The 25,449-nt window shown below is 71.2% G+C and carries 22 protein-coding genes; 6 read left to right on the top strand and 16 right to left on the bottom strand.

Features of this window, described 5'->3' with window-relative positions; genetic code table 11:
* Positions 1 to 248 precede the first annotated feature (248 nt).
* The 11 genes from QWU11_RS08520 to QWU11_RS08470 form a co-directional block, all read right to left on the bottom strand.
* Entirely contained in the window at positions 249 to 542 is a 294-nt protein-coding gene (locus QWU11_RS08520; protein WP_290104503.1) for an MTH1187 family thiamine-binding protein, read from the bottom strand.
* Entirely contained in the window at positions 542 to 931 is a 390-nt protein-coding gene (locus QWU11_RS08515) for a (deoxy)nucleoside triphosphate pyrophosphohydrolase (RefSeq protein WP_290104502.1), read from the bottom strand. Before QWU11_RS08515 ends, QWU11_RS08520 begins: the two co-directional genes overlap by 1 nt.
* 170 nt (positions 932 to 1,101) lie before the next feature.
* Positions 1,102 to 2,079 carry an NlpC/P60 family protein gene (locus QWU11_RS08510; protein WP_290104501.1) on the bottom strand — a complete coding sequence of 326 codons (978 nt, stop codon included), beginning with the start codon at positions 2,077 to 2,079 and terminating at the stop codon, positions 1,102 to 1,104.
* Between the two features lie 166 nt (positions 2,080 to 2,245).
* Positions 2,246 to 2,869 carry a hypothetical protein gene (locus QWU11_RS08505; protein WP_290104500.1) on the bottom strand — a complete coding sequence of 208 codons (624 nt, stop codon included), beginning with the start codon at positions 2,867 to 2,869 and terminating at the stop codon, positions 2,246 to 2,248.
* A 7-nt stretch (positions 2,870 to 2,876) separates the two neighbouring features.
* A complete protein-coding gene (locus QWU11_RS08500) occupies positions 2,877 to 5,120 on the bottom strand; it encodes a type IV secretion system protein (RefSeq protein ID WP_290104499.1) in 2,244 nt (747 codons plus the stop codon).
* A gap of 86 nt (positions 5,121 to 5,206) precedes the next feature.
* Positions 5,207 to 7,741, bottom strand: coding sequence for an ATP-binding protein (locus tag QWU11_RS08495; protein WP_290104498.1), 2,535 nt, complete (start codon positions 7,739 to 7,741; stop codon positions 5,207 to 5,209).
* A gap of 94 nt (positions 7,742 to 7,835) precedes the next feature.
* On the bottom strand, positions 7,836 to 11,729 hold the full coding sequence (locus QWU11_RS08490; protein WP_290104497.1) for a TcpE family conjugal transfer membrane protein: 3,894 nt from the start codon (positions 11,727 to 11,729) through the stop codon (positions 7,836 to 7,838).
* Positions 11,730 to 11,790: 61 nt separating this feature from the next.
* A complete protein-coding gene (locus QWU11_RS08485; protein WP_290104688.1) occupies positions 11,791 to 12,054 on the bottom strand; it encodes a hypothetical protein in 264 nt (87 codons plus the stop codon).
* Between the two features lie 81 nt (positions 12,055 to 12,135).
* Positions 12,136 to 12,918, bottom strand: a complete 783-nt coding sequence (locus tag QWU11_RS08480; protein WP_290104496.1) for a conjugal transfer protein — start codon at positions 12,916 to 12,918, stop codon at positions 12,136 to 12,138.
* 420 nt (positions 12,919 to 13,338) lie between these two features.
* Complete coding sequence (ychF, locus tag QWU11_RS08475) at positions 13,339 to 14,418, bottom strand: redox-regulated ATPase YchF (protein ID WP_290104495.1); 1,080 nt, start codon at positions 14,416 to 14,418, stop codon at positions 13,339 to 13,341.
* Positions 14,419 to 14,454: 36 nt separating this feature from the next.
* The gene (locus QWU11_RS08470; protein WP_290104494.1) at positions 14,455 to 14,976 is read right to left on the bottom strand and encodes a hypothetical protein; all 522 of its coding nucleotides are present in this window, start codon (positions 14,974 to 14,976) and stop codon (positions 14,455 to 14,457) included.
* 107 nt (positions 14,977 to 15,083) lie between these two features.
* On the opposite strand from QWU11_RS08470, the gene QWU11_RS08465 reads away from it, so the two are divergent.
* Positions 15,084 to 16,298: a DNA recombination protein RmuC gene (locus QWU11_RS08465; protein ID WP_290104493.1), complete on the top strand. Its 1,215-nt coding sequence runs from the start codon at positions 15,084 to 15,086 to the stop codon at positions 16,296 to 16,298.
* Positions 16,299 to 16,311: 13 nt separating this feature from the next.
* The gene (locus QWU11_RS08460; protein ID WP_354670817.1) at positions 16,312 to 16,956 is read left to right on the top strand and encodes a DUF6542 domain-containing protein; all 645 of its coding nucleotides are present in this window, start codon (positions 16,312 to 16,314) and stop codon (positions 16,954 to 16,956) included.
* A 4-nt stretch (positions 16,957 to 16,960) separates the two neighbouring features.
* Here QWU11_RS08460 and QWU11_RS08455 read toward each other — a convergent pair whose 3' ends face one another.
* The gene (locus QWU11_RS08455; protein WP_290104491.1) at positions 16,961 to 17,908 is read right to left on the bottom strand and encodes a 4-hydroxy-3-methylbut-2-enyl diphosphate reductase; all 948 of its coding nucleotides are present in this window, start codon (positions 17,906 to 17,908) and stop codon (positions 16,961 to 16,963) included.
* Positions 17,909 to 18,070: 162 nt separating this feature from the next.
* Between QWU11_RS08455 and QWU11_RS08450 the strand changes: the two genes are divergently transcribed.
* Complete coding sequence (locus tag QWU11_RS08450) at positions 18,071 to 18,838, top strand: hypothetical protein (RefSeq protein ID WP_290104490.1); 768 nt, start codon at positions 18,071 to 18,073, stop codon at positions 18,836 to 18,838.
* Positions 18,839 to 19,000: 162 nt separating this feature from the next.
* Here QWU11_RS08450 and asnB read toward each other — a convergent pair whose 3' ends face one another.
* Positions 19,001 to 20,803: an asparagine synthase (glutamine-hydrolyzing) gene (gene asnB / locus QWU11_RS08445; protein WP_290104489.1), complete on the bottom strand. Its 1,803-nt coding sequence runs from the start codon at positions 20,801 to 20,803 to the stop codon at positions 19,001 to 19,003.
* 35 nt (positions 20,804 to 20,838) lie between these two features.
* A complete protein-coding gene (locus QWU11_RS08440) occupies positions 20,839 to 21,246 on the bottom strand; it encodes a MarR family transcriptional regulator (RefSeq protein ID WP_290104488.1) in 408 nt (135 codons plus the stop codon).
* 161 nt (positions 21,247 to 21,407) lie between these two features.
* Between QWU11_RS08440 and xseA the strand changes: the two genes are divergently transcribed.
* From xseA to QWU11_RS08425, 3 genes are all read left to right on the top strand, one after another.
* A complete protein-coding gene (gene xseA, locus QWU11_RS08435; RefSeq protein WP_290104487.1) occupies positions 21,408 to 22,613 on the top strand; it encodes an exodeoxyribonuclease VII large subunit in 1,206 nt (401 codons plus the stop codon).
* Positions 22,614 to 22,751: 138 nt separating this feature from the next.
* Positions 22,752 to 23,366 (top strand): hypothetical protein, encoded by a 615-nt coding sequence (locus QWU11_RS08430; RefSeq protein WP_290104486.1) that lies wholly within the window; start codon positions 22,752 to 22,754, stop codon positions 23,364 to 23,366.
* 138 nt (positions 23,367 to 23,504) lie between these two features.
* A complete protein-coding gene (locus QWU11_RS08425; protein ID WP_290104485.1) occupies positions 23,505 to 23,747 on the top strand; it encodes an exodeoxyribonuclease VII small subunit in 243 nt (80 codons plus the stop codon).
* 130 nt (positions 23,748 to 23,877) lie between these two features.
* On the opposite strand, the gene QWU11_RS08420 is transcribed toward QWU11_RS08425, so the two are convergent.
* Positions 23,878 to 24,501 (bottom strand): DUF4245 domain-containing protein, encoded by a 624-nt coding sequence (locus QWU11_RS08420; RefSeq protein WP_290104484.1) that lies wholly within the window; start codon positions 24,499 to 24,501, stop codon positions 23,878 to 23,880.
* Entirely contained in the window at positions 24,485 to 25,099 is a 615-nt protein-coding gene (locus QWU11_RS08415; protein WP_290104483.1) for a TetR/AcrR family transcriptional regulator, read from the bottom strand. The genes QWU11_RS08420 and QWU11_RS08415 overlap by 17 nt, the downstream gene beginning before the upstream one ends.
* Between the last annotated feature and the right edge of the window lie 350 nt (positions 25,100 to 25,449).

Raw genomic sequence — 25,449 nt, 5'->3', positions numbered from 1 at the left:
CGCCGCGGAATCCGCGCGGCGCTATCTAGTCTACTTGGCGAACCAAGGCTCCTTGGTCGCCTCGCGGCAGGTCTGGGGCAAGTGCCCCGATCTTCCGGCTTTCAACGGCAACCGATCGCCCCGGCCTAGCGTCGAACGAGTGTGCGGGGCGTCCCGATCCTGGCCGGAGCATTCACCGGGGCGCCCCGCGTTCGCCGTCCCGGCCGCTGAGTCCCGGCCCGCCGCGTCGGCCGTACCTCCTGCCGGCCTCAGGCGCCGAGGTGGCGCTCGATCGTCTCGACCTTGCCGGTCAGCCCGTCCGTGACGTCCGCGCGGACGTCGGCCTTGAGGACCAGGCTGACCCGCGGAGCCCGGGCCGCGACCGCGTCGACGGCACGGCGTACGACGTCCATCACCTCGTCCCACTCGCCCTCGACGCTGGTGAACATCGCGTCGGTACGGTTGGGCAGCCCGCTCTCCCGTACGACGCGTACGGCCTCGGCGACGTACTCCCCCACCGACTCGCCGACGCCCAGCGGGGTCACGGAGAAGGCAACGATCATCAGGACTCCTTCAGGTGGACGCGGAGCGCCTCGATCACGCGGAGGTCGGCCGGCAGCCAGGGCACGTCGAGCAGCTCGCCCTCGCTCAGCCAGCGCAGGTCGGAGTGCTCGAGCGCGGCCGGCTCGCCGTTCGCGATCGTGGCGGTCCAGACGTGCATGACGTAACCGTTGTGGAGCGGCCAATCCTCGCCCACCTGCCGGCCCACGGTGACGTCGACCCCGAGCTCTTCTCTGCATTCACGGGCGAGCGCCTCTTCGTCGGTCTCCCCGGGCTCGACCTTGCCGCCGGGAAACTCCCAGCCGCCCGCGAGCTCGGGCGGCATCGCCCGCTGCGCGGCCAGCAGCCGCCCGTCGGCGATGATCGCCGCGCCTACGACAAGGCTGGGCATGGCACACCGTCCCTCTCACTAGCCGGTGACCCGGTCCGCCGCACCGTAACGCACCGCCGCCCGACACCGGGCGGCTTCGCCGCCGGCCGGCCGAGACGACGAACCGGTGAGAAGGCCCGCGGAAGAATCGGGCCGGCGCGGGAACCCCTCGTCCGCGCCGGCCTCGATCCTCAGAGCCGCTTCGTCGGGCCGTTGTGACCGTTGTGCGCGGTCGGCCGGGTGAAGCCGACCGCCCCGCCGGGATAGGTCTTGTAGTTCTGCAGCTTCACCACGTCGCCCGTGTGCGGCGCGACGATCATCATGCCCTTCTGCGGGTTGTAGACGATGCCGACATGGCCAGGCCCGCTGTGGCCGTGTTTGTAGTCGAAGTAGACCAGGTCACCGGGCAGTTCCTTGCCCCTGGGCACCGACGCGCCCCACCAGTACTGGGCATCGGACAGCCGGGGGATGGTGACGCCGGCGCTGCGGTACGCCGCGCTGGTCAGGCCGGAGCAGTCGAAGCTGTTCGGGCCGACGGCTCCGTAGACGTACGGCTTGCCGAGCTGTGCCTTCGCGAACGTGATGACCTTCGCGACGACGGCGTTCGGGGCGGCGGGGGCGCCGTTCATGTCGACGCATGCCGGGCCGTTGGCCTGCACCACGTCGAAGCTGCCGCTCGCGTACTTCTGCGCCGTCGACAGGACGTTGTTCACGTACGAGACCAGGTGGTTGTAGGCGAAGATGGCGGTGCGCATGTGGGTCGGCGCGCCGCTGTGCTTCAGATAGCGGGCGGCGGCGGGAATGGCGTCCGCGGGGTCGTAGCGGTCCTTCTTCCCGTCGTTGTTGCCGTCCACTCCGAAGCTCGCCCAGGTGCCGGGGATGAACTGCATGGGGCCGCCGGCGTGCGCGAAGTTCTCGCCGCTGGTCACTCCGGCCGCGTTGAGCTGGCCGTGGTGGGTCTCCACCCATCCGATGCCGGCCAGGACGTTCCAGGGGATGCCGTACTGCTGACCGGCCTTCTTGTAGATCGCGAGGTAGTTGGACGGGATGCCGCTGGCCTCGCCCGACTGCTGCGGCTGCGTGCCCGCACTGGAGGTGTCCGTGCAGTCACCGCCGCTGCCCGCGCCCTGGTAGAGCTGGTTCGCGCCGAAGAACAGCGGGATCGCCACCAGGCTCATCATGAACAGTGAAGCGGCTCCCGCGATGATGATGATCGGTAGCCGGACCGCGCCGTGGTCGGTCCTTGCGAGACGGTTGAGGGAGATAATCCGACGGCCAACGCCACGCCCCCCGAAGTCGATGCCGCGATGCCGGCAAAGCTTCATCTGATGCCTCTCACTTATCACCTACGTCTGCCGGTGCGAACGCGAACACCACCCAGCCGCCGCCGGACCGCGTCATGGTGACGGCGTACTGCTGGCTGGTCTCGCTGGTCTTGCCTCCTTTGGTGACGTGCTGCTTTCCGGTGGCGAGAAAGATGAGCTGGTCCTTTGCCATGTCGCGGAGCGAGTCCAGCGTGGCGTCGGACGTGGAGACCTCCTGGTCCTGCTTCCGCTGTGCCAGCACGCCGGGCGCCGCCGCGCCCTGGTCCAGCTGGGTGGCGAGGTCGGGCGTGACCATGGGGCGCATCCGGTCGACGTAGGCCTTCGGGTCCTCGTCGAACCGGTACGTCCCGTACGCCACGGTGAAGCGCCGGGCGACGTCCGCCGCGGTGGTGAAGTCCTTCTGGGAGAAGGGCAGCATCGAGTAGATGTCGTACGACTCCGGCGACGGCGTCGGCCCGCTCACCGCCGGAGCGCTGCTCGTCGGCGCCGGCGCGGCCGAGGTCGGCGTGCTCGCGCGTACGCTCCGAGTGTGCCGGTGGCTTCCACTTCCGATCGTGAGGAAGACACCGGCGGCGGCCAACACGACGACCAGCCCCGCGAACAGGAGCTTGCGCTGGCGATCCGTCAGATCCATCGACCACTCACTCTTCGCCGTCGTCGCTCTTCACCGGGCGCAGCCAGAACGGCATCGCCGGGGCGTCCTCGCGAGACTTGCCGGACCACAACGGCGGCGCCTGCCGGCCGCCTCCGTCGCCGCCGGTGTCGCTCTGGCCCGAACCGGCCGCCGCGGGATCTCGTTTGGGAGTGCCGCGGCCCGGTGCGCTCTTGGGCGTGCTCGGGCCGCCCGAGTCGCCGCGCGGCGCCGTACGCCCGCCGGACCCGCCGCCGAGCCAGCCCCGCCCGCCGCCGGACCCGCCGCCGGAGGACGCGCCGTCCCTGCCGTTGCCACCGCCGAACCAGCCGCGGCCGCCGTTCTCGCCGCCCTGACGGCGTGGCGGTGTCCCGCCTCCGGAACTCTGCCCGCCACCTCGGCCGCCGGTGCCCCAGCTCGGGCCGACCGGCGCCGCGGGCGGCCGGTTGCCGCCGCCGCTGGGCGCCGCGGGTTCGCGCGGTGGGGCGGATCCGGACCGGCCGGAGCGCGGGCCGACGGCGGTCCCGCCGTTCACCTTGCCGCCGGACGGTGTCGCCGGGGGCTGGGAGCGCGGGGACAGGTTGAGCGGCGGCGCGCTTCCGCGTGGGGTGCCGGCCGCCTTGGCCGCGAGCTGCGAGGCACGTCCGCGCCGCTCGGACCCGACCGCCGCACCGCCGGCGCCGGCCTGGTCGCGGCCGATGTCGGCGTCGCGTGCGTCGTCGACCATGACGAGGCTCGGCGCGGTCGCCGTGGGACCGGCCTCCCGCTTGGCCCACCGGCCGAACCGGTAGCCGGCGGTACCCGGCACCGCCGCCGCGGCCACCGCCGTGCTGCGCTTGCGCGTCTCACGGACGGCGCGCTCGACGTGTTCCTCGCTCTTCCGCGAACCGACGGCCGAGTAGCCGACGGCGGCGAACAGGTGCTGGAACGGCTTGCGGTAGATGAACGCCGCGAGCGTGACCAGTGAGATGAGCAGGATCTGCAGCCCCCACGGCAGGCTCTCGGCCATCACCAGGCCGTAACACCACAGCAGTAGAGCGAGCACCCCGATCAGGGCCGCCTGTTTCAGCAGTGTGGAGAGCAACAGCTCGAACCAGCGCACCGCGATGACCCGGCCGATGCCCGGATGGATGCCGATGCCCAGGAAGATAGGCCCGGCCACCAGGAGCAGCAGGAACGAGATCTTCAACACCATCAGCATGACCGCGATGATGAGGACGAGCAGCCCGGCGACGAGCGCGGCGAGCAACGCCCCGAAGGACACCGCGAGCCGTGACGTCCAGTTCTTGCCCTGGAACAGCGGATAGACGCCGGGATAGTTGTTCTTGATGTTCTTGGTGACGGCCTTGTAGTCGTCCGCCTTCTGGTCGACGTTCGGCTTCGCGCCGGAGTAGGCCTCGGTGAGGTCGACCGCCTGGGCCGACAGCAGCTTGGCGCCGTTCTCCTGGACGACCTTGCTCTTCGCGTCGTCGGTGCCGAACTCGCCCATCAGCCACGGCTTGCAGACGAGCGTCACCCACAGGCCGTTGGCGTTGCGGGTCACCGAGTCGTCCTGCACGGCCTGTTGCGCGCCGGGCCCGCCCGGGATGCACGCCGAGGCGTTGGCGTTGCTCTGCGGCAGCGCGGCGTTGAACGCCGTCGTCGCGCCGTTGGACACTTTCGTGCCGAGCGTCGTGAAGTCGCTGGGTCTGCCGATCAGCCAGACGAGCGCGACCATCGCGAGGACCATCCAGATGGTGCCCTCGGCCACGCGGCTCGCTCTTCGCCGGATCAGGCCCCACCAGGCGAGCCACAGCGCACCGAGGATGACCACCCACGACCAGTACTTCGCGCCGAAGGTGTTGCCCATGCCGTGGATGACCCCGTCGACGGTCTTCTTCAACCAGCCGAGCAGCGACTCCGAGGCCGCCGCCTGGTAGATGGTGATCGTCGTACGGTCGAACGCCTTGGCGAGCGTGAAGACCACGTTGGAGATCGAGTTGCCCACCATCGCCATGGCGTCCGAGCAGCCCATGTCGACGGCGTGCCACGACTGGCCCTCGGTGCCGTAGCGGTCGTAGTAGGTGAGCTTGTCCGGCTTCGCCTTCTGCAGCTCCACGCTCGGGTAGTCGGGGGGCTTGACCATGCCGTCGATGCCGGAGCCGTACTCCTCAGGGGAGGGATGGTCGGCCGGCGAGCAGGCGTCGTTGGGGTTGGTGTTGATAGGCGGATCGGCGCTCGCGACGCCCAGGGGGCTGAGCACGAAGACCGCCATCAGCAGGAGGATGATTATCGACCTGCGCTTCCCTCCCGGTCTGCCTCGTTCCGCGACCTTTCGCCGACGGCGGGTGGGGGGCACCCTCATCGCGGAACCTCCTGGGTGACTTCGGTCGCCGGGTCGTGCGAAGCGTTCTGCGGGCCGGGGGGCCCGTCGTCGCCGCGGCCGTTCGGGGCCGCCCCCGCGGCGGCCTCTCCGGGCTTGGCACGGGTCGGGTTGGTGTCGAGCCAGCGAAGCAGCTCGTCGGAGACGAGGTCGACGCCGATGCGCCCGGCGCGGCCGTCGAGGTCGCGGAAGATGCACTCGCCGTTGCCGAGGTTGCGGAGGACGGCCTTGTGCTCGTCGGAGTTCTCCACCCCGAGCAGGGCCATCACGTTGCCGACCTCGTTTCGTTCCGTCGAACGGAACGACCAGACCGATGACAGGCAGTTCGTCACCTGTTCATTCAAAAGGTCGCCGGCATTCTGTGACACCAGAATCAGGGCGGTGTTCCGCGAACGTCCCATACGGGACACCTCGGGGATCAGCTTGGCGCCCTCCGGCGTCTGCGTGATCGCCCAGGCCTCGTCCAGGAAGATGGCCTTCGGCAGGTGCCGGTCCAGCCCGTGCATCAGCCGCCGCGCGAACTGCGACACGAGGTACATCAGCGCGACCGACAACCGCTGCTCGTAGGAGTAGTCCTCACGCGGGATCGCGACGTCGGGCAGGGTCAGGCCGCCGAGGGTGAACACCGTGGTCCAGCCCGCGGTGTCGATGCGCTCGCCGCCGGAGGGGTCGAAGCAGAGCCGGGCGAGGCTCATCTCCGACATCGAGCGCAGCACGGCGCCGAGGTTCTTCGAGGCCGGGTCGCTCGTGGCCTCCAGGTAGTCGACGACCTTGCCGAGGGAGGGCTGCGGCTGGTTGGCCACCGCGCCCACGGCCTGGATCATCGCGGACTCGCGCTCCTCCGACATGCGCGGCAGGAGCAGCCGGAGCGTCTCGGTGGCCATCGTCTTCTTGGTCGCCAGGTCGTCGCCGAAGCTGAACGGGTCGAGCAGACCCGGGGCCGCGGAGCCGAGCGGCAGGACACGGGCCCGCCGCCCGCGCCTGCGCAACAGCTCGACCAGGGACTCGGCGTCGCCCTTGGGGTCGATCGCGGCGATCGTGACCCCGCGCAGCGCCATCTGGTAGATCAGCAGCAGAGCCAGCGTCGTCTTGCCACCGCCGGGCTCGCCGGTGATCGCGACCGCGGTCGGGCGGTTGCGCGCGGCGGCTACGAGCGGGTCGAAGTGGACGATCGAACGGGCCCGCCCGAGGGTCTCCCCGATGTACGGGCCGACCCAGCCGGCGGAGGTCTCGTCGAGCCGGTCGCCGAGGTCGACCGTCGCGGTGGGCATGCCGCCGGCGATCGTCCGCAGCGGCTGGCGCTGGGCGTAGGCGTTGACCCGGATCCGGTCGCCGGGCAGCGACTCGCAGAACAGCGAGAACTGGTCGCCGGTCGAGCAGACGATGTCGATGCCGAGGTCGCGGTAGTGCTCGACGACGGCGTCGACGCGCTGCTGGAGCAGCTCCTCGGTCGGCGCGGACACGATCAGCCGGTGCCAGCCGTACACGAACGGCAGCCGCTCCTTGGTGATGCCGTGCTCGAGCATCCGCGCCGCGTCGATCTGCTCGGCGAGCGCGATCGGGGCCTCCGCGCCGGCCTCGCGGATGTGCTGGTCCATGTCGCGGGCGTGCGCGAGCTTGCGCGAGACGTCCTTGGACGCCTTGGCCGGCGGGACGAGCTTCATCCGCGCCGACACCTCGACCGGGAACGGCAGCGCGTCGGCGAAGTGCAGCCACGGCTCGCCGTCCGGGAACGGCATCAGGTCCGGGAACCGCGCGAACGACAGGTAGGCGGCGTACGAGGCGCCGTCGGGCTGTTCCATGCGCAGGTTCGAGCGGCCGTTGACGATCGAGCCCTCGACCAGCGTCTCGATCTCGCCGGCGCCCCACGTGCGGCGTGGCGTGGCCGACGGCGGCGGGTCGGTGAGCGCCCCGCTCGCGGCGTGCTGGAACAGCCACGCGACCTCCGTCGAGGTGGCGTGCCGGGCGTACAGGGCACTGCCGGTCAGCGCGCGGCCGAGCCGCTCGGCCTGCTCGGTCCAGCGCGCGATCTCCTTCTCGGGGATCGCGTCGTCGTGCAGCCCGAGCGCCTCCTCGCTGCGCTTGTACAGGCCGAACATCTGGCGGAAGGCTCCCCCGGACAGCTGCGCGCCGACACCACGAGGGCCGAGGCGCACGCCGAGGTAGACCTCCTTGGTCCAAAAGTCCTTCGACCAGACGTGGGCGTACATCTCCTCGAGGTAGTCACGCCAGCCCGGGCCGCCGTCGGAGGTCTGGTCCAGGGCCAGCGCCCACTCGGCCGCAGGGTAGGTGCGGTGCGCGATCCGCAGGTGGATCTCGGCGTCCTGCATGCGGATGCCGGCCATCGCGATCGTGATGTTGGTGGCGAGCGCCTCGCGCTCCTCGCCCGTGGTGAACTCATACGACACCGTCGGCAGCCGGAAGTAGGCCCACGCCGCGTTGTCGGTGAGCAGGATCCGGTCGTCGAAATAACGTACGGCCAGTCTGCTGCGAACCTTGGACGGCCTGCTCATCGGTGGCCTCCCCGCTCCTCGATCATTGTGCCGGGGGCACACGGGACCGCCCCATACCTAAGCGATCCACCGCGCTCGCGGCCCACGGGTCGGCTCATCGGGAGAACTCCTGCTGTGCGTAGCGGTCGGGGATTTGGACGAGGCCTCCGGCGACGACGCCGCCGAGCGCAATGTAGGCCTTGCGAGTGGACGAGCGCAGTGTGCGCAGCTCGTTGCGAGGTGCCCGGTCGAGGCTGAGGTGGTCATCCCACGGAATGCGCACGAGCGCGCGGCAGCGGCCTCGCGCCACGGACTCGGCCTGTTCGACGTCCTCCATGCTGCGGCGGCTCACCCCGTTGATCACAGTGACCGCTTTGGAGCGGAGCTCCTCGTAGCCGTGTCCGTCGAGCCACTCGAAGGTCATCGCCACCGCCCGGGGTGCGTCAGAACTCGCCGGCGCCACCAGCACGATCTGGTCGGCGTACGGGAGCACGCGCGCGACGACCGCGGCGGCGGCGTCCAGCAGCGTGACGGCGTAGAAGCGGTCGAGCGTGCGCATCGCGAGCGCGTAGTCGCGATCGTCGAGAGCCTGGACGGGGTTCTTCCCCGCGGCGACGACCTCAAGCCCCGACTTGGAGACGGAGGTGTAGCGGCGCATCATCTGGTAGCCGGTCACCTGCTCGGCGTGCGTGATGAGCGAGGTGAGCGTCTCGCGGGTCTCGGTGCGGGTGCGCCGCGCCATGGCACCGGGACCGGGGTTGACGTCGACCGCCACGATCCGGTCCCCGCGGTGCTGGGCGAACGTGTGGCCCAGCATGAGCCCGGTCACCGTCTGCCCGGCGCCGCCGGTGCAGCCGAGTACGACGACCCGGCGCGCGCCGTCGAACGCCGTGCGCACCCGCTGCTCGTAGTCGCCCTCGCCGCTGCCGCCGCCGGAGAAGATCCGCCGGAGGCCGCGGCCGTCGTCGTCGCGGTCGTCCTGGTCGCCGGCCTGGGGCAGCGGACCGGGCCGTACGGGTGAGGCCGGCCCCGATCGGACGCCGCGGGCGGGCGACTCCGACGGCGCGGCGTTCGGGTCCCATCCGCGCGGCGCTCCGGGCCGCGCGGGAGGCGTGACCGGCCGTGCGGGCGCCGGCGGCGGTGGCGCGGCGGCCGCCGTCGGAAGGGGAACCTGCGGGGGCGGCGTGAGCCGGGGCATGGGCGCCTTCGGCGGCGTGCCGGGCCGCGGTGTGCCGGGCTGCGGAGGCTCCAGGCGCTGCCCCGGGCCCGCGGCGGGACTCTGCGGGGGCTGCTGCGGAGTCTCCTGCGCGGCGGGTTCCTGGCCCGGCTTCGGTACGGACGGCCGTGGCGCGCTCGGGTGCGGTGCCGTCGGCCGCGTCTCGCGCGGGGCCGGAGCCTCGCCGTGCGACCTGCCGCGCACCTGACCGCCGGGCCGGGCGAACGGCCCCGGCGGCGGGCCCTGTGGCGAGGGCTTCTCCCGCGCGTCGTCGGCGTCGCGCGACTCCGCCGCCCGGCGTCCTCTGGAGGGCCAGACGATCTGGTCGGTACGGGCGGAGGCGATCACGTCCTCGTCGCTCGGCGTGCCCTCGGCGCTCTCCGCCGACGCCGTCCGCGGCTCCTCGTGTTCCTCGTGTTCCTCGCCGGAGTCCGGCCGGGCCGCCGTACGCGACTCCTCCCGGCTCTGGTCGGCGCTCGACGGCTCCTTGTCCTGGCCGGACGGCTCGAGCGGGACCGGGCCACGGCCGCCGGGCTTGGCGTGCTTGCCTCCCGGCACGAGCCGGATGACCTGGGCGCTCGGCCGGTCGTCCTCCTGCTCGGCGTCCGGGGTCTTCTCGCCCGTCCCGCGGGTGGCCTGCTCGTCCCCGGCGGAGGAGTCCGGAGAACGCCGGCCGGGCGCCGCGTGCCGCCCACCCGGAGCACCCGGTGCGGACGAGGGTGTAGGCGACTCGTCCGAAGAGGCCGGAGACTCCTCCGGCGACTCGGCGGAGTCCTCGGACCGGCTCGAACTCGCCGGCTCACCCGGCCGGGCCGGTGGCACATGCGCACCGGACCGCCCAGACCCGAAGACCTCGCTCGATCCGGAACCGTCCGTACGCTCGCCGGCAGGCACGGACATGCCGGACTCGGAAGCCTCGTCCGACCCCGCAGGCCCGCCGGAACGTCCCAGCTCTGGACGCCCGCCAGAAGGCGTAGAAGCACCGGACCCGGACGTCTCGCCCGAGCGCGCCGGCAGCGCGGGCGCGCCGGACCGCTCGGAATCCGCGGCCGCCCTCGACCCGTGGCCTCCCGGACGTTCACCGGACGACGTGCCGGAGCCGGAAACCTCGCCGGCTCCAACAGGACCGCCCGAACGCCCCGACTCGGGACGCCCGCCAGAAGGCGCAGGCGAGCCGGACGTCTCACTCGGGCGCGCCGCCGCGCCGGACCGCTCGGCATCGCTTCCAAGACGCTCGCCGGACGGCGTAGAGGCGTCGGACCCGGGCGTCTCGCCCGAGCGCGTCGACGCGCCGGAGCGCTCGGCATCGCTTCCGGGACGTTCGCCGGACGGCGTGGACGTACCGGACCCGGAGACCTCGCCCGGCCCCACCGGTGCGCCGGAACGGCGCTCGCCAGGTGAGGTGGGCGAACCGGACTCGGAGGTCTCGCCAGGGCGCGCCGTCACCGCAGGCGTGCCGGACGGTTCGAGTGTGGGCCTGCCGGGCTCGGAGACATCGCCCGAGCCCGCCGGGGTGGCGGAGCGGCCGAGGTCCGGGCGCTCGCCCGTAGGCGTGGGCTCGGAGGTGTCGCCCGGGCGGTCGGCCCGGGGCGGGGTGTCGAAGCGTTCCAGGTCGGGGCTCTCCGGCGTGCCCGGCCGGCCCGGCAGTCCCGGTGCCGGGGGCGTGCCGGTCCTGCCGGACGGCGCCGGAGTGACGAACGGGGTCACCCGCTGCGGTCCGGTCGGTGTGGCCGGGCGCTCGGGTTCGTGGGACGCGCTGCGCGGGCGCACCGGGCGGTGCGGGGCGCCGGGGCCGGCCGCCGGGCGGTCGGTCTCCGGCGCGCGTGCCGCAGGGCGTTCCGGCTGGTCCGTGCCGTCCGCGTCCGGGGAGCCCTCGGCGGGCGGGGGCGTCGGGACCGGGAAGCCGTGGACGCGCTGCGGCGCGGGCGGGAACGTGTCCCGGCGGACCGTCTCGGGTCGTGTCACGCGCGGGTCGTCGGTCTCGGCACGCGTGACCTGCGGCTCTTCGGAGCCGGTCCGGGCCGGCTTCGGGTCCTCCACAGGAGGCGGGACGCGCGGGTGGTCGGTGCGGGTCACGCGCGGGTCGTCCGCGCGTGCCGCCCAGGGGTCGCCCGAGCCCGGCCGGGGCGCGGCCCGCCGCTCGCCGGGGCGCCGCGCCGGCGAACCGGCGGACGACGGCGACACCGTGGCCGTGCCCTCGTGCGGCGTCGGCCGCAGGCTCGGCCGCTGCTGCGCGCGCGCCGGCTGAGCGGCCGGACGGCGCGCCGAAGACGGCTCACGCACCGGCTGTGCCGCCGCGGGCCGGACCGGAGCCTCGGCCCCGTGCAGCGGCGGTGCGCTCTGGTCGGCCTGGGTGGCGGCCGCCACGGACGGCTGTGCCCCGCGCGAGCGCCTGCGCCCGGCGTGCACCCGCCCGGACACGCCGCGGCGGCGCAGCCACACGCGGCCGACGATCGCGACCTCGTCCGGCTCGCGCATCGGCGTCAGCCGCGCCCAGGTCTTGGCCTCGGTGAGGTAGCGGATCTGGGAGATCATCAGCTCGGTGAGCCGCTTGCCCTCGATGACCGGCCGGGTGGCCAGCCACGTCAGCACGCCCGGCGGCACGATGTAGACCACGTGCCAGGGCGCGTGGAACGGCACCTGAGCTATCTGGAGCAGAATGATCCAGGGCAGGAAGATGCCGACGAAGACGCCGATCTGTACCAACGGCAGCGGCATCGGCAAGTTGAGATCATAAAGCTTGTAGAGCCGCTTCTCGATGCGCCAGATATTGGTGTACGTGGGCAGATCCACGCGGGCCCCACTCCCCTAACTGAGACCGGCCATATTCAGAACAGCACGGCACCCGGACCAATCAGGTAATGCTTACTCCTAGTGCCTTGGCAATGGCCTTGGCCGTCGTCTCGATGATATTCGGAACGTAGAAGATCACTCCGATTCCGATAGCAAGAATAATGAACTGCACAAATCGCGTGATCTCTCTCGTGAAGAGAAAGAAGATCGCGACAATCGAGACGATGACCAGGAACAGCGGTCCGAAGATCTGTCGAAGCCATTTCGCGAGATCATCGGTGTTCAGGCCATTGGCGGGCTCCGCGCTCACGTGCTGCGGGAGCATCGCCAACATATGCTGAATCATCGACCTAGCCTTCCTCGGTCAGGGAGTGGATCTCAGTGCTCGAATGAGGCCGGCGCCACGTCATGACGCGGCCGGAAGCGTTGAACCTCGAATGTCCGTTACGTACCAATTGCCATCTTTCTTGACCATGGTGAGCTGGTAGGTCTGCTCGAGCGTGCCGCCCGAGGCTTTGTTCTGAACAGGCGAGACCTGCCAGACCACGGTCGCATTGACCGTCCGCGAGTTCGCGTTGCCCTGCGGCGCGTTGATCTCCTTCAGCGCGCTCAGGGCGTAGGCGTTGCCGAGGCCCGTCACGGGCGGGTCGGAGTAGCGCTGGAGCGAGGACGTGTCGCCGCTCCCGTAGGCCTTGAAGAAGCCCGTGAGGGGCTCCTGCAACTCGGTTTCGAGCGCCGAGTCACGGTCCTGGTTGGCGGACGGCAGCGCCGCCCTCGGCGGCGCCGGGAGCGCCGCGGGCCGGCCCGATATCGCCAGCGCGCCGTCCTTGGCGTAGACCGGCACGGCCAACTGGAACAGCCGGTCGTTCGCCTGGACCAGAAGCGTCACGACGGCCCGGTTGACATCCTGCGCGTCGACCGAGAAGACCTGGGCCGATCGCAGCACCGACTTTCCGGCGTTGCCCCAGCCCAGCTGCGGGTCGACTCCGGGCGCGATGAATTGCGCGAGCTGTTTCTCCCGGTCCGCCGCCACAGCCGGATCGTAGTTGAGGTAGACGTCGGCGAACGAAAGCGCATATGAGGACGCCTGCTCCGCGGGAAAGGCCGGCTTTCCCGAGGTCGGCGTCGTCGGCGTCGCCGACTTCTCGGTGAACCGCTCGAACGGCGCCCGCACGCCGTTGACCAGCACGACGATGAGGAAAGCCCAGAGGATGACGCGGCCGACGTAGATCCACCACCGTCCGCCGGAACCTCCCCAGCCGCCGCGGTCGCCACGACCACCGCCGCCGGACCCACGGCGGCCCTTGCCGCGCCGCCCCTTCTCCTCTGGTGCGTCCCAGGGGTCGGCGGGCCCGAAACCGCCCGGCGGGTAACCGGGGGTACCGGCGTCTACGACGCCGGACGACCTGCGAGCCATCGTCCCTCCGCTCGCGCCTGCCCAGCCGGATCGGCGCGCCGTGTTATCCATCTACTGGTGTTTGATTTACCACCCTAACCACGGCGGTCAATTGTTCCAGGGTTCAACGGGGATGCACAGCCCCGGCACGCGGCTGTGGATAACTCCGAGTGACGAGCGGTATTACCGGAAGGCGAGGTTCATCTCTCCGCGCTACACGTTGAAGCGGAACTCCACAACGTCGCCATCTTGCATGACGTACTCTTTGCCCTCCATCCGGGCCTTCCCGGCGGATCGGGCGGCGGCTACCGAGCGTTCCGCGATGAGATCGTCATACGAAACAATCTCGGCCTTGATGAACCCGGTGCGGAAGTCGGTGTGGATGACGCCGGCGGCCTCCGGAGCGCTCGCGCCCTTCGGGATCGTCCACGCCCGCGACTCCTTCGGCCCCGCGGTGAGGAACGTCTGCAGGCCCAGCGTGTCGAACCCGACCCGTACGAGCTGCAGGAGCCCGGGCTCCTGCTGGCCGGTCGACTGCAGCAGCTCCAGCGCCTCGTCGTCGGGCAGCTCGATCAGCTCCGACTCGATCTTGGCGTCCAGGAAGATCGCCTCGGCCGGCGCGACGAGCGCCTGCATCCGCCCGCGCAGGTCCTCATCGCCCAGTTCGTCCTCGTCGACGTTGAAGACGTAGAGGAACGGCTTGGCGGTGAGCAGGTGCAGCTCACGCAGGACGCCCAGGTCGTGGCCGGAGGCGTAGAGCGTCGTGCCCTCGTTGAGGACCTTCTGCGCCGCCTGGGCGGCCTCGACCACCGCGAGCCGGTCCTTGTCCTTGGTCGTCCGTGCCTCCTTGTCGAGGCGCGGCAGGGCCTTCTCCAGCGTCTGGAGGTCGGCGAGGATCAGCTCGGTGTTGATCGTCTCGATGTCGCGCAGGGGCGCCACGTCACCGTCGACGTGCGTCACGTCCGGGTCGTCGAACACTCGGATGACCTGGCAGATCGCGTCGGTCTCCCGGATGTTGGCGAGGAACTGGTTGCCCAGCCCCTGCCCCTCCGAGGCGCCCTTCACGATGCCGGCGATGTCGACGAACTGCATGGTCGCCGGCACGATCTTGGCGGAGTCGTACAGCCGCGCGAGCTCGTCGAGGCGCGGGTCGGGCAATCCGACCACGCCGACGTTCGGCTCGATCGTGGCGAACGGGTAGTTCGCCGCGAGAGCGGTGTTCTTGGTCAGCGCGTTGAAGAGCGTCGACTTGCCGACGTTGGGCAGACCGACGATTCCGATGGACAAGCTCACGGACGGCGAGTCTACGGCCCCGGAGCACCCGGGCCGTCATCCGCGGAGCCCGCGCATGTGCCGGACCGCCTGCGCCGTGAGCGCCCGCACCGAGGAGGCGGGGTCACGCGCGCCGCCCCGCAGCTCCAGGGTGAACACGACATTGCTCACCCGCGTGCAGGACCGGCAGCCCTGCGAGACGCACGCCATGAACGACTCGTCGCCGAGCGACAGTTTTCTGACCGTCGTGCCGGCCTGCCGCCGCCGGACGCCGTACCGGCTCTCCGCCGCCCCGACGCGCGGCCGCTCGCCGGGGAGGACCTCCACCGCCACCGTCAGCCGGCCCGTACCGCCCGTCGCGGCCCACGGGCAGTAGTACCCGTCACCGTCGTCGCCCGGCACCGCACCGGGCACGTACGCGTCGACCTGCGCCTGAGTGAGCAGCGAGCACGCCACCGGCGTCCGGTACGCCGGGCCGGTCCGTGAGATGTACGCCAGCACGCCGGTGCCCGCGACGACGATCACGAGCGCGACGAGCGCCACTGCGGTGAGCTTCCCGGGACGCCGCGGCCGCTGCATGGGGACACCCTAATTCTCGGGTGTGCAGGAGTCCCCCAACGATTCGCGTCGGGCATGGCCCGCGCGTCGTCCCGGCATCGGCGCGTTCGCTTTGTCACGATGCGGTAATGGACGTTCTTCTCGGCTTGGTCGTCGGTCTCGTCGTCGGTGCCGTCGCGGGGGTGGCATGGGCGCGGAGCCGTACGGCGATGATCACGGCGCGCGCGAAGGCGGCCGAGGAGAAGGTCGCCTACGTCGAGGAACGCCTCACCGAGCGCTTCCAGTCGCTGTCCGCCCAGGCCCTCGACGCCAGCAACCAGCGTTTCCTGGAGCTGGCCGGCACCCGCCTGGCCACCGCGAACGCCGAGGCCGCCGGAGAGCTCGACAAGCGCATCGCGCCGCTCAAGGACACTCTCGGGCGCGTCGAGGAGCAGCTGCGCGAGGTCGAGACGGGCCGGCGCGAGTCGCACGCGATGCTCGCCAAGCAGGTCGAGTTCGTCCGCCAGAGCTCCGACCAGCTCCGCCACGAGACCCACACCCTCGTACGCGCCCTGCAGCGGCCCGAGGCGCGCGGCCGGTGGGGCGAACTGCAGCTCCGGCGCGTGGTGGAGATCTCCGGGATGACCCGCCACTGCGACTTCGACGAGCAGGCGACGGCACCGGGCGGCCAGCGCCCCGACCTCGTCGTACGCCTCGCGGGCGGCAAGAACATCGTCGTGGACTCCAAGGTGTCGCTCGCCGCGTACCTGGAGGCGGCCGGCACCGACGAGGCCGCCGTGTGGAAGGGACGGCTCGACGCGCACGCCCGGCACCTGCGCGAGCACGTCGACCGGCTCGCCGCCAAGGCGTACTGGCGCTCCTTCAGCCCCACCCCGGAGTTCGTGGTGCTGTTCGTTCCGGGAGAGGCGTTCCTGGCGCCCGCCCTCGACCGCGACCCGGAGCTCCTGGAGTACGCGATGCGCCGCCGCGTGCACATCGCCACGCCCACGACGCTCATCACGATGCTGCGCACCGCGCACTACGCCTGGCAGCAGGAGGCGCTGTCGGAGAACGCCCGCGCGGTGTTCGAGCTCGGCCGCGAGCTGTACGAGCGCCTCGGCACGCTGGGCCGTCACGTCGACCAGCTCGGCAAGTCGCTCACGAACGCCGTCGTGTCCTACAACCGTACGGTCGGCTCTCTGGAGAGCCGCGTCCTCGTCACCGCGCGGCGGCTGAACGAGCTCGGGGTCACCGACGCGGAGCTGGACCCGCCGCAGCAGGTGGGAGAGCCGGCCCGCTCGCTCTCGGCGGCCGAACTCGCCGACGACGCCGACGAGAACCGCCAGATCCGCCTGCTTCCTTGACGACGGTAACGTCGTGTCGCGGGACGTGACCCCCTGGAGCGGGTTACCGTACGGTCAGGCACGCTCGACTCTGGGACGGCTGGTGGCAACGGACACGCGTGGAGGCCCCAAGACGGCGTCCACTTCCACGACGGGGGCGTCACGGCGCCCACGCGCCGCCGGCCCGGCGGTCACTCTGACCGGCCGGGGCGGCGTTGTCGTCGTGCTCAGCGCGACGCTGGTGGGCGCGATCGGCGGCGGCCTGTTCGGCCTGCACTCCGCCCAGGGCTTCCTGTTCGTCCTCGGCTGCCTGCTCGCGGTGCTGGCGACCCGCCGTACGGACCTGCTGACGCTCGTGGTCAGCCCGCCGCTGATCTTCTTCGGGGTGTCGCTGCTGTCGGCGGTCGTGGGCTCGTTCGGAGAGCGGTCGTTCCTGGTGAGCGTGCTGCTCACCCTGGTCACGACGCTGACCTCCGGCATGCCGTGGCTGTTCGCCGGCGCGGTGCTCGTGGTGGTGATCGCGGTGCCGCGCGGCCTGCCCGCCAACCTCCGGGAGCTGAGCGCCGGGATCGCCGCCGACCATCCGTTCCGCGGCCGCACGTCCCTGCTCGGCCGCAAGGACGAGGACGACGACCCGGTCCGCTGGGACGAGACACCCGGCCGGCACGCCGCCGACTGAGAGGTCAGACGGCGCGCAGGTCGCGGCGGAGCTCGTGCGGCAGGGCGAAGACCATGCGCTCGCGCACCGACTCGACCTCCTCGACCTCGTCGAACCCGTGCTCGGCGAGGCGCGCCAGAACGCCCGCGACGAGCTCCTCCGGCACCGAGGCACCGCTCGTCACACCGACCGTCGTCACGCCGTCGAGCCAGGACGGCTCGATCTGCTCGGCGTAGTCGATGAGGTACGACGCGTCGGCGCCGTGGTCCTTGGCGACCTCGACGAGGCGTACGGAGTTGGAGGAGTTGCGCGAGCCGACCACGATCACGAGCTGCGACTCCGCGGCGATCTCCTTCACCGCGACCTGGCGGTTCTGGGTGGCGTAGCAGATGTCGTCCGAGGGCGGGTCGAGCAGCTTGGGGAAGCGGGCGCGCAGCGCGTCGACCGTGGCAGTGGTCTCGTCCACCGACAGCGTGGTCTGGGACAGCCACACGACCTTCTCCGGGTCGCGGACCGTGATGTTCGCCACGTCGCCCGGCCCGTCGACGAGCTGGACGTGCTCGGGGGCCTCACCGCTGGTGCCGACGACCTCTTCGTGGCCCTCGTGGCCGATGAGGAGGATGTCGTAGTCGGAGGAGGCGAAGCGCTTGGCCTCCTTGTGCACTTTGGTGACCAGCGGGCAGGTGGCGTCGATCGTACGCAGGCTGAGGCTCTTTGCCTCGTCGTGCACGACCGGGGCCACACCGTGGGCGGAGAAGACGACGATGGCGCCCTCGGGCACCTCTTCGGTCTCGTCGACGAAGACGGCGCCCCGCTCCTCGAGGGTCTTGACCACATGGACGTTGTGGACGATCTGTTTGCGCACGTAGATGGGGGCGCCATAGCGTTCCAGCGCCAGCTCCACCGTCTGTACGGCTCGATCGACACCCGCGCAGTACCCACGCGGCTTGGCCAGGAGAACGCGACGAGTCATGGGTCCCATCGTAGGCGCGCTCACGACACCGCCGATTCGCGTGCGTGAAACCCGGCCACGGGGCGTGAACGCCGCGCCACGGTAGGGCAGAGTGTTCGTGGACAGGACCGTAGGGTACCGACCAGTCCGTTTGTAAAGGGCTGGAGGGAGCAGAAACAAACGATGACACGAACGCCACGCCGCCTGAAAGAACATGTCAGGGACACCGTCAGCGAGCTCCCCATCCATGCTGCCCGGCTGGCGGTCATGGGTGTCGGGCGGGCTCTCCTGCTGACCGACCGTGTCCGCAAGGACTACCGCGAGGCGCGCGAGTCCGGGCTGGGGCCCGTCCTAGGCCGCCTGAAAGACGACGCCGAGAACCTCACCGGCATGGTCGTCGGAAAGGTCGCGGGCAACGGCAAGGCCGAGGAGCCCCCGGCGAGCCGCGCCACCACCGACTCGGAGATCTCCGTCGGCAAGCCCAAGCCCGCGGCGGCGAAGCCCGCGAGCAGGCCCGCGCCCAGGCCCGCCGCGACGACACGTCCCGCCTCGCCGCCCAAGCCGGCCACCGCGCCGCCGTCACGGCCCTCCGCCGAGACCCGGCCGAAGCCCGCCGCGACCGCGACGACGACCACGAAGGCGCCGAAGCCGAAACCGGCCCCGAAACCGAAGCCGAAGCCCGCCGCCAAGGAGGCCGCGCCGGCCAAGCCGAAGCCCGCCGCCAAGCCCAAGCCGGCGGCCGCGGCGAAGGCCCCGGCGGCACCGTCCGCCAAGGACCTGCCCGTGTCGGGATACGACGAGGCGACCCTGGCCTCCGTACGCGCCCGGCTGCGCGGCCTCGACGCCCGGCAGGTCGGCGAGCTGCGCGACTACGAACGCGCGCACGCCGCACGCGCCGACTTCCTGCGCATGTACGAGAACCGCATCGCCAAGCTGAGGAGTGAGCGCTAAAGCCTGTCTCGAGGTCTCCGTTCGTGGCGAGCGGTGTCCAGGCGGCGCGTCGCAAGGCGGAGGAGGAGTCGGCCTGGTGCTGGCCGGCGACCGACGACAACGCGGCGAGGCGCCGCCTGGGCGTCGCGCAGTAGGACAGCGGGACTTCGAGACAGGCCCTGGCTAGACAGAGGCCGGTCGATAGGCCGTCAGCCAGTCGTTGAGGGACACCGCGCGTTCAAGCCCGATGCGGTCGCGCTGGAGGCTGGCGTGCCCGATCGGCCGCCGCAGCGCGACCTCGACCGCGGCCGGGTCGAGGTAGGGCCGGATCGGCGCTGCCGGGTCGGCGACGATCTCGCCGAGCCGCTCTCTGATCGCCTTCTCGTAGCTGGCGTTCTGCGTCGCCGGGTACGGGCTCTTGACGCGCTGGACGACCGACCCCGGTAGCGCGTCGGCGACGGCCCCGCGCAGGAGGCTCTTCTCCCGCCCGTCGTAGGTCTTGTACGCCCAGGGCGTGTTGAAGACGTACTCCACGAGGCGGTGGTCGCAGTACGGCACGCGTACCTCGAGGCCGACGGCCATGCTCAGCCGGTCCTTGCGGTCCAGCAGGACGCGGACCATGCGGGTGAGGTGGAGGTAACAGATCTCCCGCATCCGCCGCTCCAGCGCGCTCACGCCGGGCAGATACGGCACCTCCTCCAGGGCCTCGTGGTACCGGCGGTCCTGGTAGGCCTCCACCCGCGCGTTCAGGTCCGGGTCGAGCAGGTCGCGGCCGTTGGCGAACGAGGTCATGGCCCACGGGAAGGTGGGGGTGTTCACGATGTCCGGGTCATGGAACCACGGGTAGCCGCCGAAGACCTCGTCGGCCGACTCTCCCGACAGCGCGACGGTGGAGTGCCTTCTGATCTCCTCGAACAACAGGTACAGCGAGGCGTCCATGTCGCCCATCCCCGGCAGGTCGCGGGCCCGCAGCACGCTGTCCATGATCCGCGGCGAGGCGAGCTGGTCGGTGCGCAGCACGACGTCGGTGTGCAGCGAGCCGACGTGCTTGGCCACGTCGTGGACGTACGGGGTGTCCGAGGTGGACCGCAGCTCGTCCGGGATGAACCCGCCGGTCTCGTCCACGAAGTCGACCGCGAAGGACCGTACGCTCTCGGGCCCGAGGGCGAGGTCGGCGAGGGCGGTCAGCGCGCTGGAGTCCAGCCCGCCGGACAGCAGGGTGCACAGCGGCACGTCGGAGATCAGCTGGCGCTCCACGATGTCGTCGAGCAGCTCGCGTACGTGCCGGACGGTGGTCTGGACGTCGTCGGTGTGCTCCTGGGCGGTCAGCGCCCAGTACTCCCGGTCGGTGATGCCCTCGCGGGAGACGCGCACGGTGTGACCGGGCACGACCTCGCGCATGCCGAGGAAGATCGCGTGGCCGGGCGTCTTGGACATGGTCAGCACCTCGCACAGGCCGTCCTCGTCCACGCGGGCGGTGAAGCCGGGGTTGGCGAGGATCGCCTTGGGCTCGGAGCCGAACAGCACGCCGTGTGGCATGGGCGCGTAGTAGAGGGGCTTGATGCCCATGCGGTCGCGGGCCAGGAGGAGCTCCTCGGTTCGCCGGTCCCAGACGGCGAAGGCGAACATCCCGTTGAGCCGGTCCACCAGGCCGGCGCCCCAGCGGAGGTAGGCCTGCAGGACCACCTCGGTGTCGCTGCGCGTACGGAACCGGTGCCCGTGGGACACCAGTTCCTCACGCAGCTCGCGGAAGTTGTAGACCTCGCCGCTGTAGACGATGGTCGCCGGGCCCTCGCTCATCGGCTGGACGCCGCCCTCGACATCGATGACGGCCAGCCGCCGGTGGCCCAGCGCGACGTGCGGGTCGATCCAGAGGCCCTCGTCGTCCGGGCCGCGCAGCCGCATCGTCCGCGTCATGTCCAGCGCCGTACGGCGTTCGCCGGTCAGGTCACGCTCGTAGTCCACCCATCCCGTAATTCCGCACACGAATCCGTCCCCCTCGTTAGATCGCCCTGGGAAGGTCACGAATCGGCGAAGAGCTTCTCCAGCGCGGGCAGCGCGGCCTCGATCGAGGCGCGCTCGGCGTCGTTCAGCAGCGCCATGCGTCCCGCGAGGAAGGTGATCCGCTGTTCGCGGCCACGGAGGAGGCGTATGCGCCCTACGTCCGTGAGCTCGGCGGTGACCACTCGCGCGTCTTCACTGTCGCGTCCGCGTTTGACGAGACCGTCGCGCGCGAGGCGCCCGATCTGACGTGTCATCGTCGGCAGCCGGACCCCGTGTTCGGCCGCCAGGTCGGACATCCGACGCGAGCCGCCCTCAAGTGAGCCCATCACGAACATCTGCTGTGTCGTGATGGACTGCGCGGCACTCGCGCGACGAAGCATGAGCACGATGTCGCGGATCTGCCGGTTGAAACGCTCGGCGAGCACGCGGGGATCGGACATGACCTTTCCTCATTCCACGTTAACAGAGCCCCCTTTTAGCTGGGCTAACTACGGAGTGTGGGGTGTACCACACGCTCGGTCCAGTCCGGCTCGCCAGAACAGGCCGTCCGGGTTTTCCCAGTGGCCCCATCCCCTAGGCTGCGGGGATGGCCCTGGAGACCTCGCCGGAGTCGCCGACTCCGGTCCGTACGGTTCTACAGCTCATCGGCGGCTGGATCTCCAAGCTCGGCCGGATCTGGGTCGAGGGGCAGATCACCGAGCTGAACCGCCGCGCGGGCACGGTCTACTTCACCCTGCGCGACCCGGTCGCCAACGTCTCCGTACGCGTCGTGTGCCCGCGCGCGGTGTGCGACGCCGGCGGTCCCGCCGTGATCGACGGGGCGCGCGTGGTCGTGCACGCCAAGCCGGACTTCTACATCAACCGGGGCTCGTTCGCGCTCTCGGCGCTGGAGATCAGGCCGGTCGGCGTCGGTGAGCTGCTGGCGCGGCTGGAGCGGCTCAAGCAGCTGCTCGCCTCCGAAGGGGTGTTCAACGCCGAGCGCAAGCGGCCGCTGCCGTTCCTGCCCGGCACCATCGGGCTGATCTGCGGCCGCGACTCCGCCGCCGAGCGCGACGTGCTGGACAACGCCCGCCGCCGCTGGCCCGCCGTCCGCTTCAAGGTCGAGAACACCGCCGTACAGGGCACCTACGCGGCGGGCGAGGTCATCGACGCGCTCTCCCGGCTCGACGCCGACCGCGACGTCGATGTGATCATCATCGCCCGCGGCGGTGGGTCGCTGGAGGACCTGCTGGCCTTCTCCGACGAGGCCCTCGTACGCGCCGTGGCCGCCGCGCGCACGCCGGTCGTCTCCGCGATCGGCCACGAGCAGGACACGCCTCTGCTCGACTACGTCGCCGACGTACGCGCCTCGACGCCGACCGACGCCGCCAAGAAGACCGTGCCCGACGTACGGGAGCAGCTCACCCTCGTCCGGCAGCTCCGCGACCGGGGGCGGCGCTGCCTGTCCGGCCGCGTCGAGCGCGAGGTGCAGTGGCTGGCGGGGGCACGCTCGCGGCCCGCGCTGGCCGATCCGGTCCGCGAGATCGAGCGGCAGGCCGAGGCGGTCGGCACGCTGCGCGACCGCGCCCGGCGGTGTCTGGCCTCGGCTCTCGACCGGGCCGGCGACAACCTCGCGCACACCCGCGGGCGGCTCGTGGCGCTCTCCCCCGCCGCGACCCTGGAGCGCGGCTACGCGGTGATCCAGCGCCCCGACGAGTCCGTCGTACGGGCCGCCGCCGACGTGAAGAAGGACGACGAGCTGCTGGTCCGGTTCCCGGACGGCCGGATCACGGTGCGGGTGGACACCGTCTGACCGTCGGTGTGAGCGCCGCCTCACTTCACAAAAATTTGATACGCCGATCGCTTTTCGGTCGATATGGATAGGGTTTTCCGGCACCCTGCTCCGCCGGCCCGCAGCCGCCGGACGCCCCGGCCGCCGAAGGACTCCCCCGTGACTCAGCCGCAGTACCAGCAGCCCTACCCCGGCCCCCACCAGCAACAGCCGTACCCGCCGTACCAGAACCAGCAGCCGTACCCGCAGCAGCAGTACCAGCAGCCCTACCAGCAACAGCCCTATCAGCAGCAGCCGTATCAGGGCGCGCCGCAGCAGGGCTACCAGCAGCAGTACCACGCTCCGCAGCAGCAGGCCGGCCACCAGCCGCAGCAGGGCCAGGTCAGCTGCCGCATCTGCGGGAACGGCCCGGCCGCCCCGGCGACCTTCCGCGCGGTCGTGGGCGCCGTCATCATGCACACGATCTGGACCGCGCCCGGCCCGTACTGCCGCGACTGCGGCATGCACACCTTCCGCCGGCAGACGACCAAGACCCTGACCGGCGGCTGGTGCAGCGTCGGGGCGATCATCTTGACCCCGTTCTTCATCCTCATGAACGTCTCCGCCCGCGGCAAGGTCGCGAACCTGCCCGCCCCGCAGCCGCGCATGGACGGCCGGGGGCAGCGTCCGCTCGACCCGGGAGCGCCGGTGTTCCACCGCCCCGGCGCGTACGTCTACCCGGCCCTGGTCACTTTCCTGTTGTTCCTCATCATCATCGGCAACCTCAGCTCCTGAGGTCGCCCACGCGGCGCTGAGATCGCCGAAGAGCAACGCGCGCCCTCGTAGGAGCCCGGGAGACCGCAGGGCGCGTGAAAGGCTTGAGGGCGGTCCAGATGAGCGCGTGGGCGTCCGCCTGCCCGTAGGGTTGGGGGCGTGACGGAGGAGAAACCTGAGCTTTCCTACGAGCAGGCGCGTGACGAGCTGACCGACGTCGTACGGCGGCTGGAGAGCGGCGGTCTGACGCTCGAGGAGTCGCTCACGCTCTGGCAGCGCGGCGAGCGGCTCGCCGGCATCTGCGAGGAATGGCTCGAAGGCGCCCGCGCCAAGCTCGCCGCGGCCATGGCCGAGCGCACGGAGCCCGGCGCCGCCGAGACCACGGAAAGCGCGCCTTTCTAGGGACAGCTCATGTCCCAGGTCGCGCGGGGTCTGGCGCGTGCGGTCCCGACCTGGCATGAACGGCTGCCGAACCCGGGCTACGCCGGCGCATCGAAGCGATCATCTGAACGTTGAAGAACCAATCAACGATCTAGGTGGGGGTGGCCGCCGGCTTGGGTTGTGCCTTGAGGGCGCCCGCGAGGACCGCGAGCTCCTCGTACGAGGCGGTGCCGGTGATCACGAGGGTCAGGCCGGGCAGCCGGCGGACGAGCGACCGCTGCTTCTTGTCCGGGCGGAACGTCCGGTCCCAGGTGGCGCCGGCGATCTGTGCGGTGCCGTCGGCGTGGCCCTGGCTCGTCATCCGGTCGACGAAGTTGCCGGGGCCCTCGGGGGTCTCGTTGCTCTCCTCGAGCGCGGCGTACTCCTTCTGCGGCGTGTTGAAGCCGAGGTGCCAGGAGACCGGCCCGCCCGCGTGGCCGTCGAGCCGGGTGCTCGTGGGGTACCACTGCGGGGACAGGCCCTCGGGCGCCAGCGCGGTGTACGGCGCGACGGCGCGCAGGCCCGCGAGGTCGCTCTGGTAGTCGACGCGCGGCATGGCGTTGTCGTTGCGGCGAGGGGTGATCAGGATCACCAGGCCGACCACCACCAGGCAGGACAGGAGGGCCATGCTGAAGCCGGGCAGGCCCGACATGAGGCGCTTGTAGACCGACGGCGAGACGACGTACGGTCCTTCCTTCTCCCGGGTGGCGGTCGCCGTGTCAGGGGCGTCGCTCACGTGCGCTCTCCATGCGGGAGATGATGCTCAGGACGTCGTCGGCGAGCCGTCGCGAGGCCGACTCGTCCTCGGACAGCGACACCTCCGAGACCGCGCCGGACATCGCGCCGGTCAGCACGACGACGAGCGCCTCGTCGACCTCGCCGCCCTCGCCGGTGTGGAAGAGCGCGGCGTTGCGCCGCGCCCACGTACGGAGGCGGTCGCGCAGTGCTCGGTCGAACCCGGGCGGGCCGTCGCCGGACAGGAACAGCCGGGCCAGGTCGGGCTCGGCGAGGCATCCGTCGAGGTAGGCACGGGCGCCCGCGATGAACAGGCGCATCGGGTCGGCCTCGCCCTGGTCGCGGGCCAGGTGGACGGCCTCTCGGGTGCGCTCCTGCTGGCGGGTCTGGAACTCCTCGAAGAGCGTGAGGTAGAGGTCGGCCTTGCCGCTGAAGTGGTGGTAGAGGCTGCCGACGCTGGCACCCGCCTTGGCCACGATGTCGGTCACCGCGGCCTGCGCGAACCCGGACACCGAGAAGACTTCGCGCGCCGCGGCCAGCAGCGCACTGCGGGTGGCGGCGCCCCGGTCAGAGGTGCGCTGGAGGTGTTCGATGCTCAACTGCGGGCTCCTCGCCGTGCCGGAGACGCGCACGGCACTCGCCGCGCGGGCCGCCGGTCGCGCGGCGCCGGGCACTCCGCTCGCCGCTTGATTTCGCTGCTCATTACGGCCCTAGATTACGCCTTGTCTGCTGTGAATTTACGAGTGTGCGCATCTACCGCGCCTGGGACCGGGGAATCGGCGTTTCCCGGCTGCGCTACGATCCGACCCCCCGATCAGGCGAAGTGGGGTTTCTCGCAGGCAAGGTTCCCTACAAAACGGGCATGTCTGCAGTGCCCGCGGTTATGACCGCGGGCGCGCCATCGACCACCATCGACCTGACGATGACACGACGAGGAGGGAGCGGCGTG

It is taken from the genome of Actinomadura sp. DC4, from assembly GCF_030406325.1.
Classification (GTDB): Bacteria; Actinomycetota; Actinomycetes; order Streptosporangiales; family Streptosporangiaceae; genus Actinoallomurus.
The sequence above is the reverse complement of the archived record's forward strand: the minus strand, read 5'-3'. Positions and strand labels throughout refer to the sequence as shown.

Bases quoted from the DNA above. Each gene is read 5' to 3' on its own strand.
- QWU11_RS08450 (WP_290104490.1), top strand. From the start codon at position 18,071: ATGACACGAACGCCACGCCGCCTGAAAGAACATGTCAGGGACACCGTC.
- QWU11_RS08500 (WP_290104499.1), bottom strand. From the start codon at position 5,120: ATGGCGGTCTTCGTGCTCAGCCCCCTGGGCGTCGCGAGCGCCGATCCG.
- QWU11_RS08495 (WP_290104498.1), bottom strand. From the start codon at position 7,741: ATGAGCAGGCCGTCCAAGGTTCGCAGCAGACTGGCCGTACGTTATTTC.
- QWU11_RS08485 (WP_290104688.1), bottom strand. From the start codon at position 12,054: ATGCTCCCGCAGCACGTGAGCGCGGAGCCCGCCAATGGCCTGAACACC.
- QWU11_RS08465 (WP_290104493.1), top strand. From the start codon at position 15,084: ATGGACGTTCTTCTCGGCTTGGTCGTCGGTCTCGTCGTCGGTGCCGTC.
- QWU11_RS08470 (WP_290104494.1), bottom strand. From the start codon at position 14,976: ATGCAGCGGCCGCGGCGTCCCGGGAAGCTCACCGCAGTGGCGCTCGTC.
- QWU11_RS08520 (WP_290104503.1), bottom strand. From the start codon at position 542: ATGATCGTTGCCTTCTCCGTGACCCCGCTGGGCGTCGGCGAGTCGGTG.
- xseA (WP_290104487.1), top strand. From the start codon at position 21,408: ATGGCCCTGGAGACCTCGCCGGAGTCGCCGACTCCGGTCCGTACGGTT.
- QWU11_RS08505 (WP_290104500.1), bottom strand. From the start codon at position 2,869: ATGGATCTGACGGATCGCCAGCGCAAGCTCCTGTTCGCGGGGCTGGTC.
- QWU11_RS08455 (WP_290104491.1), bottom strand. From the start codon at position 17,908: ATGACTCGTCGCGTTCTCCTGGCCAAGCCGCGTGGGTACTGCGCGGGT.
- QWU11_RS08515 (WP_290104502.1), bottom strand. From the start codon at position 931: ATGCCCAGCCTTGTCGTAGGCGCGGCGATCATCGCCGACGGGCGGCTG.